At 70.4% G+C, this 14,272-nt stretch carries 14 protein-coding genes; 7 read left to right on the top strand and 7 right to left on the bottom strand.

The genetic code is table 11. From position 1 onward, the window contains the following. Window positions 1–9: 9 nt before the first annotated feature. From ACFQ4H_RS28625 to ACFQ4H_RS28615, 3 genes are all read right to left on the bottom strand, one after another. On the bottom strand, window positions 10–1,332 hold the full coding sequence (locus ACFQ4H_RS28625) for a PH domain-containing protein (protein WP_377576719.1): 1,323 nt from the start codon (window positions 1,330–1,332) through the stop codon (window positions 10–12). 13 nt (window positions 1,333–1,345) lie between these two features. After that, window positions 1,346–1,849 carry a PH domain-containing protein gene (locus ACFQ4H_RS28620; RefSeq protein ID WP_377576725.1) on the bottom strand — a complete coding sequence of 168 codons (504 nt, stop codon included), beginning with the start codon at window positions 1,847–1,849 and terminating at the stop codon, window positions 1,346–1,348. Window positions 1,850–1,911: 62 nt separating this feature from the next. Beyond that, window positions 1,912–2,175, bottom strand: a complete 264-nt coding sequence (locus ACFQ4H_RS28615) for a hypothetical protein (protein WP_377576716.1) — start codon at window positions 2,173–2,175, stop codon at window positions 1,912–1,914. A 243-nt stretch (window positions 2,176–2,418) separates the two neighbouring features. Here ACFQ4H_RS28615 and ACFQ4H_RS28610 point away from each other — a divergent pair, with 243 nt between their 5' ends. Genes ACFQ4H_RS28610 through ACFQ4H_RS28600 form a run of 3 tightly spaced genes read left to right on the top strand, consistent with a single transcriptional unit; the run spans window position 2,419 to window position 5,449 of the window. After that, window positions 2,419–3,534 carry an AAA family ATPase gene (locus tag ACFQ4H_RS28610; RefSeq protein WP_377576714.1) on the top strand — a complete coding sequence of 372 codons (1,116 nt, stop codon included), beginning with the start codon at window positions 2,419–2,421 and terminating at the stop codon, window positions 3,532–3,534. Next, the gene (locus tag ACFQ4H_RS28605; protein WP_377576712.1) at window positions 3,531–4,502 is read left to right on the top strand and encodes a DUF58 domain-containing protein; all 972 of its coding nucleotides are present in this window, start codon (window positions 3,531–3,533) and stop codon (window positions 4,500–4,502) included. The genes ACFQ4H_RS28610 and ACFQ4H_RS28605 overlap by 4 nt, the downstream gene beginning before the upstream one ends. After that, entirely contained in the window at window positions 4,499–5,449 is a 951-nt protein-coding gene (locus ACFQ4H_RS28600; protein WP_377576710.1) for a VWA domain-containing protein, read from the top strand. Before ACFQ4H_RS28605 ends, ACFQ4H_RS28600 begins: the two co-directional genes overlap by 4 nt. Before the next feature lie 220 nt (window positions 5,450–5,669). On the opposite strand, the gene ACFQ4H_RS28595 is transcribed toward ACFQ4H_RS28600, so the two are convergent. The 4 genes from ACFQ4H_RS28595 to ACFQ4H_RS28580 all read right to left on the bottom strand — a co-directional run bounded on the left by ACFQ4H_RS28595 (window position 5,670) and on the right by ACFQ4H_RS28580 (window position 10,515). Continuing rightward, window positions 5,670–6,743, bottom strand: a complete 1,074-nt coding sequence (locus tag ACFQ4H_RS28595) for a MerR family transcriptional regulator (protein ID WP_377576708.1) — start codon at window positions 6,741–6,743, stop codon at window positions 5,670–5,672. 803 nt (window positions 6,744–7,546) lie between these two features. Next, window positions 7,547–8,509, bottom strand: a complete 963-nt coding sequence (locus tag ACFQ4H_RS28590) for an alpha/beta hydrolase (RefSeq protein ID WP_377576706.1) — start codon at window positions 8,507–8,509, stop codon at window positions 7,547–7,549. Between the two features lie 99 nt (window positions 8,510–8,608). Next, window positions 8,609–9,274, bottom strand: coding sequence for a response regulator (locus tag ACFQ4H_RS28585; protein WP_377576703.1), 666 nt, complete (start codon window positions 9,272–9,274; stop codon window positions 8,609–8,611). Next, window positions 9,271–10,515 carry a sensor histidine kinase gene (locus tag ACFQ4H_RS28580; RefSeq protein WP_377576700.1) on the bottom strand — a complete coding sequence of 415 codons (1,245 nt, stop codon included), beginning with the start codon at window positions 10,513–10,515 and terminating at the stop codon, window positions 9,271–9,273. The genes ACFQ4H_RS28585 and ACFQ4H_RS28580 overlap by 4 nt, the downstream gene beginning before the upstream one ends. 157 nt (window positions 10,516–10,672) lie before the next feature. Here ACFQ4H_RS28580 and fabG point away from each other — a divergent pair, with 157 nt between their 5' ends. From fabG to ACFQ4H_RS28560, 4 genes are all read left to right on the top strand, one after another. Beyond that, on the top strand, window positions 10,673–11,377 hold the full coding sequence (gene fabG / locus ACFQ4H_RS28575) for a 3-oxoacyl-ACP reductase FabG (protein ID WP_377576698.1): 705 nt from the start codon (window positions 10,673–10,675) through the stop codon (window positions 11,375–11,377). Window positions 11,378–11,455: 78 nt separating this feature from the next. After that, window positions 11,456–12,238 carry an enoyl-ACP reductase FabI gene (gene fabI, locus ACFQ4H_RS28570; protein ID WP_377576695.1) on the top strand — a complete coding sequence of 261 codons (783 nt, stop codon included), beginning with the start codon at window positions 11,456–11,458 and terminating at the stop codon, window positions 12,236–12,238. 97 nt (window positions 12,239–12,335) lie between these two features. Further along, the gene (locus tag ACFQ4H_RS28565) at window positions 12,336–13,385 is read left to right on the top strand and encodes a ferrochelatase (protein ID WP_377576692.1); all 1,050 of its coding nucleotides are present in this window, start codon (window positions 12,336–12,338) and stop codon (window positions 13,383–13,385) included. Between the two features lie 48 nt (window positions 13,386–13,433). Next, entirely contained in the window at window positions 13,434–14,258 is an 825-nt protein-coding gene (locus tag ACFQ4H_RS28560; RefSeq protein ID WP_377576689.1) for an HAD-IIA family hydrolase, read from the top strand. The last annotated feature ends 14 nt before the right edge of the window (window positions 14,259–14,272 follow it).

Raw genomic sequence — 14,272 nt, 5'->3', positions numbered from 1 at the left:
CTGGGCGGGTCAGCGGGCGTGCCCGGCGGCGCGGGCCCGGGCGGTCAGTTCGGCCGCCAGCGCCCAGGCCTCGGCAAGATCACGGTTGGCTGCCGCCGCGCCCTGCCCGCCAGCCGTGTCGACGTGTACGGTGGCCAGCCCCAGTCGCCGCTGTACCGGACCCTGCACCACCCGTACGCTCTGGATCCGGGCATATGGTACGGCGACCAGTTGGCGGGTGAGCAGGCCGCTGCGAACCGCGAACACCTCCGGGGACAGCCCGGCACCGAGCAGCGGCTGGGCCAGCGGGTTCAGCCAGCGGGCCCGTACCGGGGGTGGGGTCAGCGGCAACCGGGCGAAGTCGACGCCGGGTAGCACCTCCCACATGACCATGCGGCCGGTGATCAGGTCACCGACCGGCAGCAACCGGTCGGAACGGTTCCGGCCGTCCTGCTCCGGGCTCGCCGAATAGCCGGCCACATCCATGCGCAGCCGCAGCCACCCCTTGAACCGCCACAGCAGCGGCCAGACGACGGTGACCGCCTGCACCCGTTCGAGCGGTACGGTCTGCGCGCGGGTCTCCAACAGCCCGTGCTGCGCCCGTACGGCATTGTCGACGTGGGCCAGCCGGAAGTTCCAGTCGTCGAGCACCCGACGTACCGGTTGCAGCACCACGCCGGCGGTGGCGGTCACGGTGCTTGCAACGGCGATGAACGACCACGAGCCCTCGTAGAGGAACTGGGCCAGTACGAAGGCCACGCCGAACGGCAGGAAGAACGCCTGCGGGGTGAGCAACTGGCTGACCAGCAGGTCCTGGTTGGTCACGGCGTGCACGGGCCGGCCCTGCGGCGCGGGAGCAGCCACTGCGGTGTCGGCACCGGGCGCCGCCAGGTGCTGCGGGGCGTGACCGGCGAGGCTCAGTAGCCGATCCCGTAGCGCGATCGCGTCGGTGACCGTGAGGAAGGCCAGTGGGGCTTCCGTCTTTCCACCGCCCACGACCTCCAACCGCAGCTCGGCCAGACCGGTGAGCTGCGCCAGCAGCGGCCGGACCACCTCCACCGCCTGGAGGCGTTCCAGCGGGATCGCCCGGGTACGCCGCCACAGCAGCCCCTCGTGGATGCGTAGCTCCCGTCCGACGATGTGGTAGCCGGTGTTGAACCAGCTGACCACCGACAGCACGACGGCACCGAGCAGCAGCACCGTCACCAGGGCGGCGAACCAGCCGAGGCCGATCCTCGACAGCGTCGACCAGGACAGCGCGGCGACGATCACGACCAGTGACTTGGCGCTGTGCAGCAGCGGGCTCAGCGGGTGCAGCCGCTGCCTCGGCTCGGTCGGTTCCGGGTGGCTCACCGGGCCGGCCTTCTCACAGGCCCTCCATGCGGTCCTCGCCGAGGGCGGTGAGCCGGTCGCGTAGCCGGGACGCCTCCGCCGGGCGCAGGCCGGGCACCTTGGCGTCGCTGGCCGCCGCAGCGGTGTGCAACTGGACGGTGGCGAGGTTGAAGGCCCGCTCCAGCGGACCCGCGCTGACGTCGACGAACTGCATCCGGGCGTACGGCACGATCGACAGCCGTCGGATCAGCAGCCCGTGCCGGACGAGCAGGTCGTTGTCCCGCTCGGCGTAGCCCCAGGCGTGTACGGCCCGAACGATCGCGATCACCCGCAGTACGGCCAGCAGCAGCACCGCGACCAGGGCGAGACCGAAGATCCACTTGCCGGTCAACGCCCAGCCGACACCCAGGCCGACCAGCACCACCACCAGCCCGAAGGAGAACTGGAGCAGCTCGACCCAGATCAGGTCCCGGGACACCGGCTCCCACCGTACGGTTTCCGGCCACGGCTCCAGCGGACTGCTCGGCCCAGGCGCCACCGGACCGCTCGGGCCGGCCGTCGGGTCTGCTCCGGGCGTCGGGCTGGGGGTCGGGCCGTCGTTCAACCGGTCACCTCGTCGCGTTCGTCCACGCCGTCGAGCGTAGGCGATGGTCGGACCGGTGCCACCTCGCGCAGGAAGCCCCGCGCGTCCAGGAAATCGCCGAGGGTGCTCCGGTGTTCGGCACAGGCCAGCCAGGTCTTACGTCGTTCAGGGGTGTGTAGCCGGGGATTGTTCCACCGTAGTGCCCAGACACCCGACGCCCGACAACCTCGGGCCGAGCAGATCGGCGGCGATGTGGGCTGGTCCGGGGAGACGTCGGCCATTCCGCGAGTCTACGGGCCTGACCACACGGGTTGTGAGCGCCGGGCGGCCACGGGGGGAGCCGCCCGGCGACGGCTGCATCGTACACATGGAAAACCCCTCCATGTCTAGCCGCGCCCGACGTTTTGCGTCCCCGGCGCGTCGTCGATCGGAAATCCGGTTCTCCATGTCCACCCTTTCAGGCGGACGTGCGAGGCTTGGTGCGGCAGCAGTTTCGACTTAATTTGACCCGCTGTGGAGGACCGGTGGCCCAGCCGACCACGCCCGATGCCCCGACACCGCCCGTCGCCGGCGGCGCCCCAGCCCCGGGTACCACCCCGGCCGAGGATGCGACCCTGCTCGAACGCGCGTTGTTCGAAGTCAAACGAGTGATCGTGGGCCAGGACCGGATGGTGGAGCGGATGTTCGTCGCCCTCCTGGCCCGGGGACACTGCCTGTTGGAGGGGGTGCCCGGGGTGGCCAAGACCCTCGCCGTGGAGACCCTGGCCAAGGTCGTGGGGGGCAGCTTCTCCCGGGTCCAGTTCACTCCGGACCTGGTACCCGCGGACATCGTGGGCACCCGGATCTACCGCCAGTCGAGCGAGAAGTTCGACGTCGAACTCGGCCCGGTGTTCGTCAACTTCCTGCTGGCTGACGAGATCAACCGGGCACCGGCCAAGGTCCAGTCGGCGCTGCTGGAGGTGATGTCCGAACGGCAGGTGTCGATCGGCGGCCAGACCCACCGGGTGCCCGACCCCTTCCTGGTCATGGCCACCCAGAACCCGATCGAGCAGGAGGGGGTGTATCCCCTGCCCGAGGCGCAGCGGGACCGGTTCCTGATGAAGATCATGGTGGGCTACCCGACGGACGCCGAGGAACGTGAGATCGTCTACCGGATGGGGATCGCCCCACCGGAGCCGGTGCCGGTGTTCACCCCGGCCGACCTGATCGCCCTGCAACGCAAGGCCGACCAGGTCTTCGTACACAACGCACTGGTCGACTACACCGTACGGCTGGTGCTGGCCACCCGGGCTCCGGCCGAGCACGGCATGCCCGACGTCGGGCAGCTCATCCAGTACGGGGCCAGTCCCCGCGCCTCACTCGGCATCGTCCGGGCCACCCGGGCACTTGCACTGCTGCGCGGTCGCGACTATGCGCTGCCGCAGGACGTGCAGGACATCGCGCCGGACATCCTGCGTCACCGGCTGGTGCTCAGCTACGACGCGCTGGCTGACGACGTGCCGCCGGACCACATCGTCGGTCGGGTGATGAGCACCATCCCGATGCCGTCGGTCGCACCCCGGCAGAACGCCGTATCCGCCCCGCCGGCCAGCCCGGCTGGCCCGCCCGGTGTCGCCGGTTGGCCCGGACGGATGCCGTGACGGCAGCCGACTCCTGGTCGGCCGGCCGGTCGACCGCCGGGAGCGCGGCCCGGTCCGAGGTGGTGCTGTCCCGACTGCAACTGTTGGTCACGCGCAAGCTCGACGGCCTGCTCCAGGGCGACTACCTGGGGCTGCTGCCCGGGCCGGGCACCGAGGCGGGCGAGTCGCGGGAGTACCGCCCGGGTGACGACGTACGACGGATGGACTGGCCGGTCACGGCCCGGACCACCGTCCCGCACGTGCAACGTACCGTCGCCGATCGGGAGTTGGAGACCTGGCTGGCCGTGGACCTGTCGGCCAGCCTCGACTTCGGCACCGGCCGCTGGCTCAAGCGGGACCTGGTGGTGGCCGCCTCGGCGGCCATCGCGCATCTGACCGTACGGGGTGGCAACCGGATCGGGGCGGTGGTGGGCAGCGGCGGCACCGGAGCCGGCGACCGGGGCGGCCCCGGCCGGATGGTACGGCTGCCGGCCCGGCCGGGCCGCAAGGAGGCGCAGGGACTGCTGCGGGCGATCGCGAACACCCCGGTCCAGCCCGGCCGCAGCGACCTGGGTGCCCTGGTCGACATGCTCAACCGTCCGCCGCGTCGCCGGGGCGTGGCGGTGGTGATCTCCGACTTCCTGGCCCCGCCGCAACAGTGGGGGCGACCCATGCGCAAGTTGGCCGTACGGCACGACGTGCTGGCCATCGAGGTGGTCGACCCACGTGAACTGGAACTGCCCGACGTCGGGGTGCTGGCGTTGGTCGATCCGGAGACCGGTGAACTGCACGAGGTGCAGACCGCCGACCCCCGGTTGCGTCGCCGCTATGCTGAGGCCGCCTCCGCGCAGCGGACCGCCATCGCCAACGAGCTACGCGCTGCCGGCGCAGCGCACCTGCGACTGCGTACCGACTCTGACTGGCTACTGGACATGGTGCGGTTCGTCGCCGCTGCGCGGCACGCCCGTACCCGAGGGACGACACGATGATCCGTTTTCTGGAACCGTGGTGGCTGCTGGCACTGCTGCCCGTGTTCGCGGTGGCCGGTGCGTACGTCTGGCGGCAGCTGCACCGCCGGTCGTACGCGATCCGGTTCACCAACGTGGAGCTACTGCGCAGCCTGGCACCCAGGGGCCTGGGCTGGCGGCGGCACCTCTCCGCCGGGGCGCTCCTGCTCAGCCTGATCGCCCTGGCTGCCGGGATGGCCCGTCCCGCGGTCGACAAGGAGGAGCCCCTCGAGCGCGCCACCATCATGCTGGCAATCGATGTGTCGCTGTCGATGCAGGCGGCGGACGTCGCACCGAACCGCCTCGAGGCGGCCCAGGAGGCGGCGAAACAGTTCGTCGGCGAGTTGCCCGGGACGTTCAACCTCGGTCTGGTTGCCTTCGCCAAGTCGGCGAACGTGCTGGTGCCGCCGACCAAGGACCGGTCGGCGGTGACCCAGGCGATCGACGGTCTGGTGCTGGCCGAGGCGACGGCGACGGGGGAGGCGGTCTTCACCTGCCTGGAGGCCATCCGGTCGGTGCCGGCGGACGGAGCCTCCGGCATCCCACCGGCCCGGATCGTCCTGCTCTCCGACGGCTTCCGCACCTCGGGACGTTCGGTCGAGGAGGCGGCTGCGGCGGCACAGGCGGCGAACGTGCCGGTGTCCACCATCGCCTTCGGCACCGACTCGGGTCAGGTGGAGATCGGCGGACGGGTCCAGGGCGTGCCGGTGGACCGGCATGCGCTCGCCGAACTGGCCGAGACGACGCAGGGATTCTTCTACGAGGCGGCGTCGGTCAACGAGTTGAAGCAGGTCTACCAGGACATGGGCAGCTCGATCGGGTTCCGTACCGAGCCTCGCGAGATCACCCAGTGGTACGCCGGTATCGCACTGCTGTTCGCGCTCTCCGCAGCGGCGATGAGTCTGCTGTGGACCTCCCGGCTGCCCTGACGGTGCCTGTTCGATAAAAAACAGTGCTGGGGCCCGCCGGGTAGATCGTCCGGCGGGCCCGGTGCCTGTTTGATGGACCATTGCTGGGGCCCGCCGGGTAGATCGTCCGGCGGGCCCGGTGCCTGTTCGATGGACCATTGCTGGGGCCCGCCGGGCAAACCGTCCGGCGGGCCCCAGCATCATCCGTCGGCCATACCAGCGACGGAGGTGGCCACCCGGGTCACACCGTCACGACGTCGGCCACCACACACGCGATGTTGTCCGGCGCGCCGTTGGCGTACGCCAGCTCCACCAGCCTGTCGAGGACCTGGTCAGGGTCGTCGGTGCCGGACAGCACGTCAGGAAGCACCTCGCCCGGGACGACGCTGGAGAGCCCGTCGGAGCACAACAGGTAGCGGTCACCGGCTGCGGCCTGGTGCAGTGAGAGGTCCGGCCGGAACCCGCCGGTACCGGTGAGTGCACGCATCAGCAGCGAACGCTGTGGATGTGATGCGGCCTCCTCCGGGCTGAGCCGCCCCTCGTCGACCAGGGACTGTACGTAGGTGTGGTCATGCGTGATCTGGAAGATCTCGCCGTCGCGCAGCAGATAGGCCCGGGTGTCACCGATGTGGACCAGCGCCAGTTGGGAGCCGGACCACAGCATCGCGGTCAGCGTCGTGGCCGCTTCGCCGTCCGCCGTCGATTCGGCGATTCCGTGGATCGCCCGGTCAGCCTGGTCGACCGCGTCGGCAAGGGCGCTGAGGAGATCCCCGGCCGGTACGGTCAGCGTCTCCAACGGCTTGAGCGCTTCGACGGCGGCGGCGCTGGCCAGGCCGCCGCCCGAGCCGCGTACCCCGTCGGCCACTGCCAGCAGCCGGCTGCCGGCGTACGCGGTGTCCTCGTTGCTGGCCCGTACCAGCCCGGATTCCGACCTGGCCGCGTAGCGGATGCCGAGCATGTTCCCTGCCTCGCCCATGGCGCTGCCCCTTCCCGAGAGATAGTCGATGAGGAAGGTGGCCAGCTGCTGGCGTACCGATGTCTCGGCCACCACCTGTGCCCAGTAGGCGGCGACCTCCGCAGCCGCCGCCTGCGGCTCCAGGTCGCACACCTGACGGATCCGGGCCAGCGGCATGCTCAACCGTCGGAGCCAGGCGATCAACCGGGCCCGCTCCAACTGGGTCGGATCGTAGAACCGGTACCCTGATTCCTCGTCCACCGCAGCCGGGCGGAGCAGACCGAGCTCGTCGTACAGGCGCAGGGCCTTCGGTGACAGGCGTGCAGCCCGGGCGAATGCCCCGATCGTCAGCAGCCCCACAGCCACCCCTCCTCGCACCGGTCCGGGTGACCGGCAAACATGATGCTGCGGCTTCACCCAGGGGCAGAGTCCATACTTCGCCCAGGTTCCGGTTGCCGTGGCTGGACGGATCTGCGTTCTGCCACTTCGAGCAGGTCGTATCCCCGAGCCGCCACCCCGGGCATCACGTTCAATGCGGCCGGGGATATGTGGGTGCGCCGGTCAGGGCAATTCAGATCGGTGGGCGAGGGGCTGATTCCGGCGGGTCAGGTCCCACTGACGAGGACGAAGAGGACGACGACCCAGACGGCGGCGAGGGTGAAGCCCAGCGGGGCGACGTAGCGGCTCATTGGCGTTCTCCGGCGGCGGCTGAGGCGGCCCGGCGGCAGGGCAGGAGCCGTCCGGGGCCTGAGGGAAGACAGGGCACGCACACGAAGTCGTAACCGGGCCCGACCACCGCCGAGGCGAAACGACGGGGACCGCATACACACCGTGACGGCCCCGGTGGTGCCGGGGCTGGCGGTGTGCGGTGGGCGAGCTGGACCGGGTCAGCTCACCGACTGAGTCGTGGCTCAGCCGGGGTGACGATCGGCCCGGCTACGACTCGGGGGATCGCTATTTCGCACAGCGATCACCTCCACAGGTCGGCCGGGTCCGGAACGCGAATCATCGTACACCCGGAGCGCGAACTGTCTGCAATCAACCAAGCGTGCCGGGCATCACCGAAAGAGCAGAAGGAACAGCCGGAAAAAGGTGCGGCGAGTGAAGTATTTCGATTACCGTGAGTTACTTTTTCGTCTGCTTGTCAATTCGTCACGCAATGGTCACGCGCGCGGGTACGGGGATGTGGCCTGGATCTTTTCGACGTGTGTTGCCGGTACGGTCGGCGCGGCTGTCCGGCCCGGCCCGAGCACGACCCGGGCGACCGCCTGGAGGGTCCCGGTGCCCCGGACCAGATAGCCGTCATGCCCGACGACCCCGTCCACCGGCAGGGGTCGGGCACCGAAGGAAGGCTCCGCCGGGCGGATTCCGTGCCCCACCCCCAGCACCCGGACCTGGGGAATCCGCCGGATCCAGTCGTCGGCTGCCTGTGCGGCCCAGACCGTCGCCCCGGTACGCAGTTCGGCGACCCGGTCCACGCCCATCCCGACGCCACCCAGCGTGACCAGGTCGGAAACCTGCGCCGGCAGGTACGGGGCAGCCAGGCCGACCACCAGTGCGCCATAGCTGTGCCCGATCAGTGTCATCGTCGCGGTCGGTCGGTGGGCGGCCAGTGTCCGGACCAACTCCACCAGAGACCGGGCACCGGTCCGGGCGCTGCTGTCCCGCACCGCCGCCCAGCCCAGACCGTCCGGTGGGTCGTACCCCAGCCAGGCCAGCACCGCCACCCGTGCCCGCGGGTCCTCGGCACGGATCTGGTCGTACAGCGCCCGTGCCTGGACCGCCGGAGCCCGGTGCGCGACGCCGCCCAGCCCACGGTCGAAGTCGGCCAGTGTGGTGGCCACCCCGGGCACCAGCACCACCATCCGGTCCGCCGTTGCCAGGTCGCCGAGCACCTCGACGGCCGTACCGTTGCCGCGCGGGTCGAAGGCCAGGAAGGACCTGCCCTGGTCGACCCAACCGGCGTACGGCTGACCGGCGGCCCGCATCGCCGCCGCCACCCCGGGGTAGGCCGCAACGAACCCCGCCGTCGCCACCGGCATGGTCCCCGGGGTGGAATGCGGTGCCAGCAGCCCCAGTCCCAGCAGGGCCAGTACCAGGCCGTGAGTGGGCAGCCGTCGATCCATTTCCGGTCCCCTTCCGATCGATGTCGACCGGAAGGGTGCGGGACCGGCACGATCCCGGGCGTCACCCCAGGGAGCCGTCTGTACGGTGCTACCGCGGAGCTACTCGCCCGCAGCGACCAGACCCGACTCGTAGGCGACGACGACCGCCTGCGCCCGGTCGCGCAGTCCCAGCTTGCTGAGGACCCGCCCCACGTGCGTCTTGACGGTCTGCTCGGCGACCACCAGGTCCGCGGCGATCTCGCCGTTGGACCGGCCCCGGGCGATCAACCGGAGCACCTCGGTCTCCCGGGCGGTGAGCGCGGCCAGCGAGGTCGGCCGGGGCCGGTTCCGGCCGGGACGGGCGGCGAACTCGGCGATCAGCCGGCGGGTCACCGCCGGGGCCAGCAACGCGTCGCCGGCGGCGACCACCCGTACCGCGTGCACGAGTTCGGCGGCCGGCGCGTCCTTGAGCAGGAAACCACTGGCCCCCGCCCGTAGCGCCTCGTACACGTAGTCGTCCAGGTCGAAGGTGGTCAGGATGATCACCCGGGGACGCTCCGCGTCCGGCCTGCTGCCGAGTAGCTGCCGGGTGGCCGCCAGGCCGTCGAGGACCGGCATCCGGACATCCATCAGTACGACGTCCGGGTCCAGTTGCCGGGCGGCGGTGACCGCCTCGGCCCCGTTTGCGGCGTCACCCACGACCAGCAGGTCGGGCTGGGCGGCCAGCAGCGCGCCGAAGCCCTGCCGCACCATTGCCTGGTCGTCGACGATCAACACCCGGATCATCCGCTCTCGTCCTCCCCGTCGTACGGCAGCCGGGCCTCGACGGTGAAACCACCGTTCTGAGGGCCGGCGGTGAACGTACCGCCCAGTAGTCGGGCGCGCTCCCGCATACCGGTCAGCCCGTGCCCGGTGCCCCGGCCCGGGGTGCCGGTCGGGCCGGCGGTGCTGTCGTTGTCGACCCGTACGGTGATGGCTTCCGCCGCAGCGTGCAGCGCCACCCGGACCGCCGCGCCGGGGGCGTGCCGGGCCGCGTTGGCCAGCGCCTCCTGCACGATCCGGTACGCCGCCAACCCGACCGCCTCCGGTGGCGCCGTCCCGTCGACGGGCTGTGGCGTCCCGGCCAGGACGACCGTCATACCGGCCCGGCGGGCGTTCTCGACCAGTTCGGGAATGTCGGCCAGCCCCGGTTGCGGGGCGGTTTCCGGACCGGTGGACTCGCTACGCAGCACGCCCAGCAGCCGGCGCATGTCGGCCAGTGCCTGCCGGGCCGAGCCGGCGATCGCGGTGAACTCGGTCCGGGCCGGGTCCGGTAACGCGTCGAGTCGGTACGGTGCGGTCTCCGCCTGCACTGCGATCATCGACATGTGGTGGGCAACCACGTCGTGCATCTCCCGGGCGATCCGGGTGCGTTCCTCGAGTACGGCCCGCCGGGCCTTCTCCAACTCGCTCTGTTCCGCCTGCTCGACGAGGGCGCGCTGGGTCTGTCGGCGACGCCGGATCTGATCTCCGAGCACGAGCATGGCCGTGATGAGCACGGTGACGCCGTGCGCGTTGGCGGTCGTCTCGGTGAAGACGTAGAGCGGAATCAGGCTGAGCAGCCCCGCCCAGGTGGCGACCCCGGTGTCGGCGCGTACGGCCAGCACACCGAAGACGAACAGGAAGCCGAGGATCTGCACCGGCTGCCAGGGCCAGGCCTCCGTCGGCGTGAGGTCGACGACCCCGAGGTAGAGCAGGGGGTAGCAGATCCGCCAGGCCAGCAGGGGACGGCGGAGTGCGACCGCCGCCGGCAACGTGCTGCCGATGGCCAGCGGGATGGCGTACGCCTCCGGCAGGCCCCTGGTGTTCCGCAGATACTGCGTGCCGGCGGCGGTCAGGCCGATCAGCAGCAGCAGGCCCGCCTGGATGAGGAGCATCCGCCAGCGCGGCCAGCGTGGTGACCGTCGTCCGCCGATCGGCGGATAGTCCGGTCCGGCGACGAGACGGACCGGGGCACGCCAGGCACTGGTAACCGATGGGTCGTTCACTTTCTGCAGGCTACGTCGCCTCGTCGACACCGCCATGATCCTGTGGTGCCATTCCGCGTGTCATACCCCGGTATGACCTGCCCCGGGTTACTACTTACCTGCGGGTAGCGCCTAGTCTCCATCGCGCACCGTCCGATCGTGTGAGAGAGGGGACACCGTGGCCCGTACCGTGTTGGTGACCGGGGGGAACCGGGGGATCGGCCTGGCCATCGCGCAGGCCTTCGCCAAGCAGGGGGACCGGGTGGCGGTGACCCACCGGGGCAGTGAGGTGCCGGCCGACCTGTTCGGCGTACGGTGCGACATCACCGACTCGGCCCAGGTGGACGAGGCGTTCTCGGCGGTCGAGGCGGAGCTCGGCCCGGTCGAGGTGCTGGTCGCCAACGCCGGCATCACCGACGACACGCTGCTGATGCGGATGTCCGAGGAACAGTTCACCCGGGTGCTCGACACCAACCTGACCGGTGCGTTCCGGGTCGCCAAGCGGGCGACCGGCAAGATGCTGCGCGCCCGGTGGGGTCGGATGATCTTCATCTCCTCGGTGGTCGGCCTGTACGGCGGACCCGGACAGGTCAACTACGCGGCCAGCAAGGCCGGCCTGGTCGGCGTCGCCCGCTCGATCACCCGGGAGATGGGCAGCCGCAACATCACCGCCAACGTGGTCGCACCCGGCTTCATCGAGACCGACATGACCTCGGTCCTGTCCGAGGAGCGCCAGGCGGAGATCCGCAAGGCGATCCCGGCTGGGCGGATGGCCACCGCCGACGAGGTCGCCGGTGTGGTCACCTGGCTGGCCGGCGACACCGCCGGCTACATCTCCGGCGCGGTGATCCCGGTCGACGGCGGCCTGGGCATGGGCCACTGAGCCCGAACCGGTCGTCCCCGTGCCGGCCAGCCCGCCGGCAGCCGGGCCCACTGACAACGAACAACGGAGGATCTGTACGTGTCTGGACTGCTGGCCGGTAAGCGGCTGCTCGTCACCGGCGTCATCACCGACCAGTCGATCGCCTTCTCGGTGGCGAGGCTCGCCCAGGAGAATGGCGCGACGGTCGTACTGACCGGCTTCGGCCGGATGTCGCTGGTCGAGCGGATCGCCAAGCGGCTGCCCGCCCCGGCTCCGGTGATCGAGCTGGACGTCACCAACACCGAGCACCTGGCCAGCCTGGCTGACCGGGTCCGGGAGCACGTCGACGGGCTCGACGGCGTGGTGCACTCGATCGGATTCGCGCCGCAGAGTTGCCTGGGTGGCGGTTTCCTCGATGCACCCTGGGAGGACGTGGCCACCGCGCTGCACGTCTCCACCTACTCCTACAAGTCCCTGGCCATGGCGGCACTACCGCTGATGGGCCCGGGTGGATCGGTCGTCGGGCTCACCCTCGACGCGACCAAGGCGTGGCCGGTCTACGACTGGATGGGCGTGGCCAAGGCCGGTCTGGAGTCCGCCTCCCGTTACCTGGCGCTGCACCTGGGACCGAAGGGCATCCGGAGCAACCTGGTCTCGGCCGGTCCGCTGCGTACGATGGCGGCCAAGTCGATTCCCGGGTTCGAGCAGTTCGAGAACGCCTGGACCGAGCGCGCCCCGTTGGGCTGGAGCCTGACCAACCAGGAGCCCGCTGCCCGGGCCTGCCTGGCGCTGCTGTCCGACTGGTTCCCGGCCACCACCGGGGAGGTCGTCCACGTCGACGGTGGCTACCACGCCCTCGGGGCCTCGCCCGAGCGCGCCTGATCCCGCTCCAGCGGTGTAGGGAAGGGCCCTTTCCCGGCGAGAAGCGATGACAAGGGGCCCTTCCTTACGCGAAAGGTGGGGGCGGCAAGATTAGGGCATGGCGTACGACGCACTTGTCCTGGTTTCGTTCGGTGGGCCGGAACGGCCCGACGACGTGCTGCCGTTCCTGGCGAACGTGACCCGGGGTCGGGGGATCCCGCCGGAGCGCCTCGCCCAGGTGGCTGAGCACTACCAGCACTTCGGTGGCGTCTCGCCGATCAACCAGCAGTGCCGGGACCTGATCGCTGCGATCGAGGCGGACTTCGCCGCCAACGGACTGGACCTGCCGGTCTACTGGGGCAACCGGAACTGGCATCCGATGCTGGCGGACACCGTCGCGAAGATGCGTGACGACGGTGTCCGTCGGGCGTTGGCCTTCGCCACCAGTGCCTACGGCGGCTACTCGTCCTGCCGGCAGTACCAGGAGGACATCGCCGCCGCACGGGCCGCCGTCGGACCGGACGCCCCGGTCATCGACAAGTTGCGGCAGTTCTGGGACCACCCGGGTTTCGTCGAACCACACGCCGAGGCGGTACGGAACGCGCTGGCCACGCTCGACCCGGCCCGGCGTGGCAGCACCCGGCTGGTGTTCACCGCGCACTCCGTACCGGTGGCGATGGCGGCGGCCTCCGGTCCCGAGGGAGGACGGTACGAGGCACAACTGCGCGAGACCGCGCAACTGGTGGCCGAGGTGGCTGCCCCCGACCTGCCGTACGACCTGGTGTGGCAGAGCCGCTCCGGTCCGCCGCACGTACCGTGGTTGGAACCGGACGTCAACGACCACCTTGCGGTGCTGGCGGCCGACGGGGTCACCTCGGTGGTGGTCAGCCCCATCGGGTTCATCTCCGACCACCTGGAGGTGGTGTGGGACCTGGACACGGAGGCTGCGGCGACCGCCGAGCGGCTCGGCCTGGACTTCGTACGGGCGGCCACCCCGGGAACGGATCCCCGGTTCGTGTCCATGGTCCGCGAACTCGTCACCGAACGCCTTGATCCAGCGGGTACGACCCGCCGTCGCCTCGGTACGCTCCCGGTCTGGGACACCTGTCCGGCGGGCTGCTGCCAGCCGGCCCCGCGTCCTGACCGGCTTGCCTCACCGCAGCGGTAAACCGGCACGACACAGTCAGAGAGATGCGCGTGCAGAGTGGGGTTCAGCATGACCGACCGGAGTGCCGACGTGGGTGGGCGGACTGTCGTTGGTACCAGCGAGCGGAAGCCGGTGGAGAGTTGGCTCACCGACATGGATGGTGTGCTTGTACACGAGGGACACCCGGTGCCGGGAGCTCCGGAGTTCATCAACCGGCTGCGTGCCTCGGGTAAACCGTTCCTGGTGTTGACCAACAACTCGATCTACACCGCCCGGGACCTCCAGGCTCGGCTGACCCGGATGGGTTTCGACGTGCCCGAGGAGGCGATCTGGACGTCCGCGCTGGCCACCGCGCAGTTCCTCGCCGACCAGCGGCCGGGCGGTACCGCGTACGTGATCGGCGAGGCGGGACTGACCACGGCGTTGCACGCGGTCGGCTACGTCCTCAGCGACTACACGCCCGACTACGTGGTGCTGGGGGAGACCCGGACCTACAGCTTCGAGGCGATCACGAAGGCGGTCCGCCTGATCGAGGGCGGAGCCCGGTTCATCTGCACCAACCCGGATGTGACCGGCCCCTCCAACGAAGGCCTTCTGCCGGCGGCCGGTTCGGTGGCGGCCATGATCTCCAAGGCGACCGGGGTGGCACCGTACTTCGTCGGCAAGCCGAACCCGATGATGATGCGTTCGGCGCTGAACACCATCGACGCGCACTCCGAGACCACCGCGATGATCGGTGACCGGATGGACACCGACATTCTGTGTGGGCTGGAAGCGGGGTTGCAGACCATCCTGGTGCTCACCGGCATCGCCACCCGGGCCGAGGCGGAGCGTTACCCGTACCGTCCCTCGCGGATCGTCTCCTCCGTCGCCGACCTGATCGACGAAGTCTGACCGGAACGGGACGA

It is taken from the genome of Micromonospora sonneratiae, assembly GCF_042679305.1.
Lineage (GTDB): Bacteria > Actinomycetota > Actinomycetes > Mycobacteriales > Micromonosporaceae > Micromonospora_H > Micromonospora_H sonneratiae.
The sequence above is the reverse complement of the archived record's forward strand: the minus strand, read 5'-3'. Positions and strand labels throughout refer to the sequence as shown.

Coding starts and splice junctions, on each gene's coding strand:
- ACFQ4H_RS28615 (WP_377576716.1), bottom strand. CDS start 2,175: ATGGCCGACGTCTCCCCGGACCAGCCCACATCGCCGCCGATCTGCTCG.
- ACFQ4H_RS28600 (WP_377576710.1), top strand. CDS start 4,499: ATGATCCGTTTTCTGGAACCGTGGTGGCTGCTGGCACTGCTGCCCGTG.
- ACFQ4H_RS28590 (WP_377576706.1), bottom strand. CDS start 8,509: ATGGATCGACGGCTGCCCACTCACGGCCTGGTACTGGCCCTGCTGGGA.
- ACFQ4H_RS28585 (WP_377576703.1), bottom strand. CDS start 9,274: ATGATCCGGGTGTTGATCGTCGACGACCAGGCAATGGTGCGGCAGGGC.
- ACFQ4H_RS28565 (WP_377576692.1), top strand. CDS start 12,336: ATGGCGTACGACGCACTTGTCCTGGTTTCGTTCGGTGGGCCGGAACGG.
- ACFQ4H_RS28560 (WP_377576689.1), top strand. CDS start 13,434: ATGACCGACCGGAGTGCCGACGTGGGTGGGCGGACTGTCGTTGGTACC.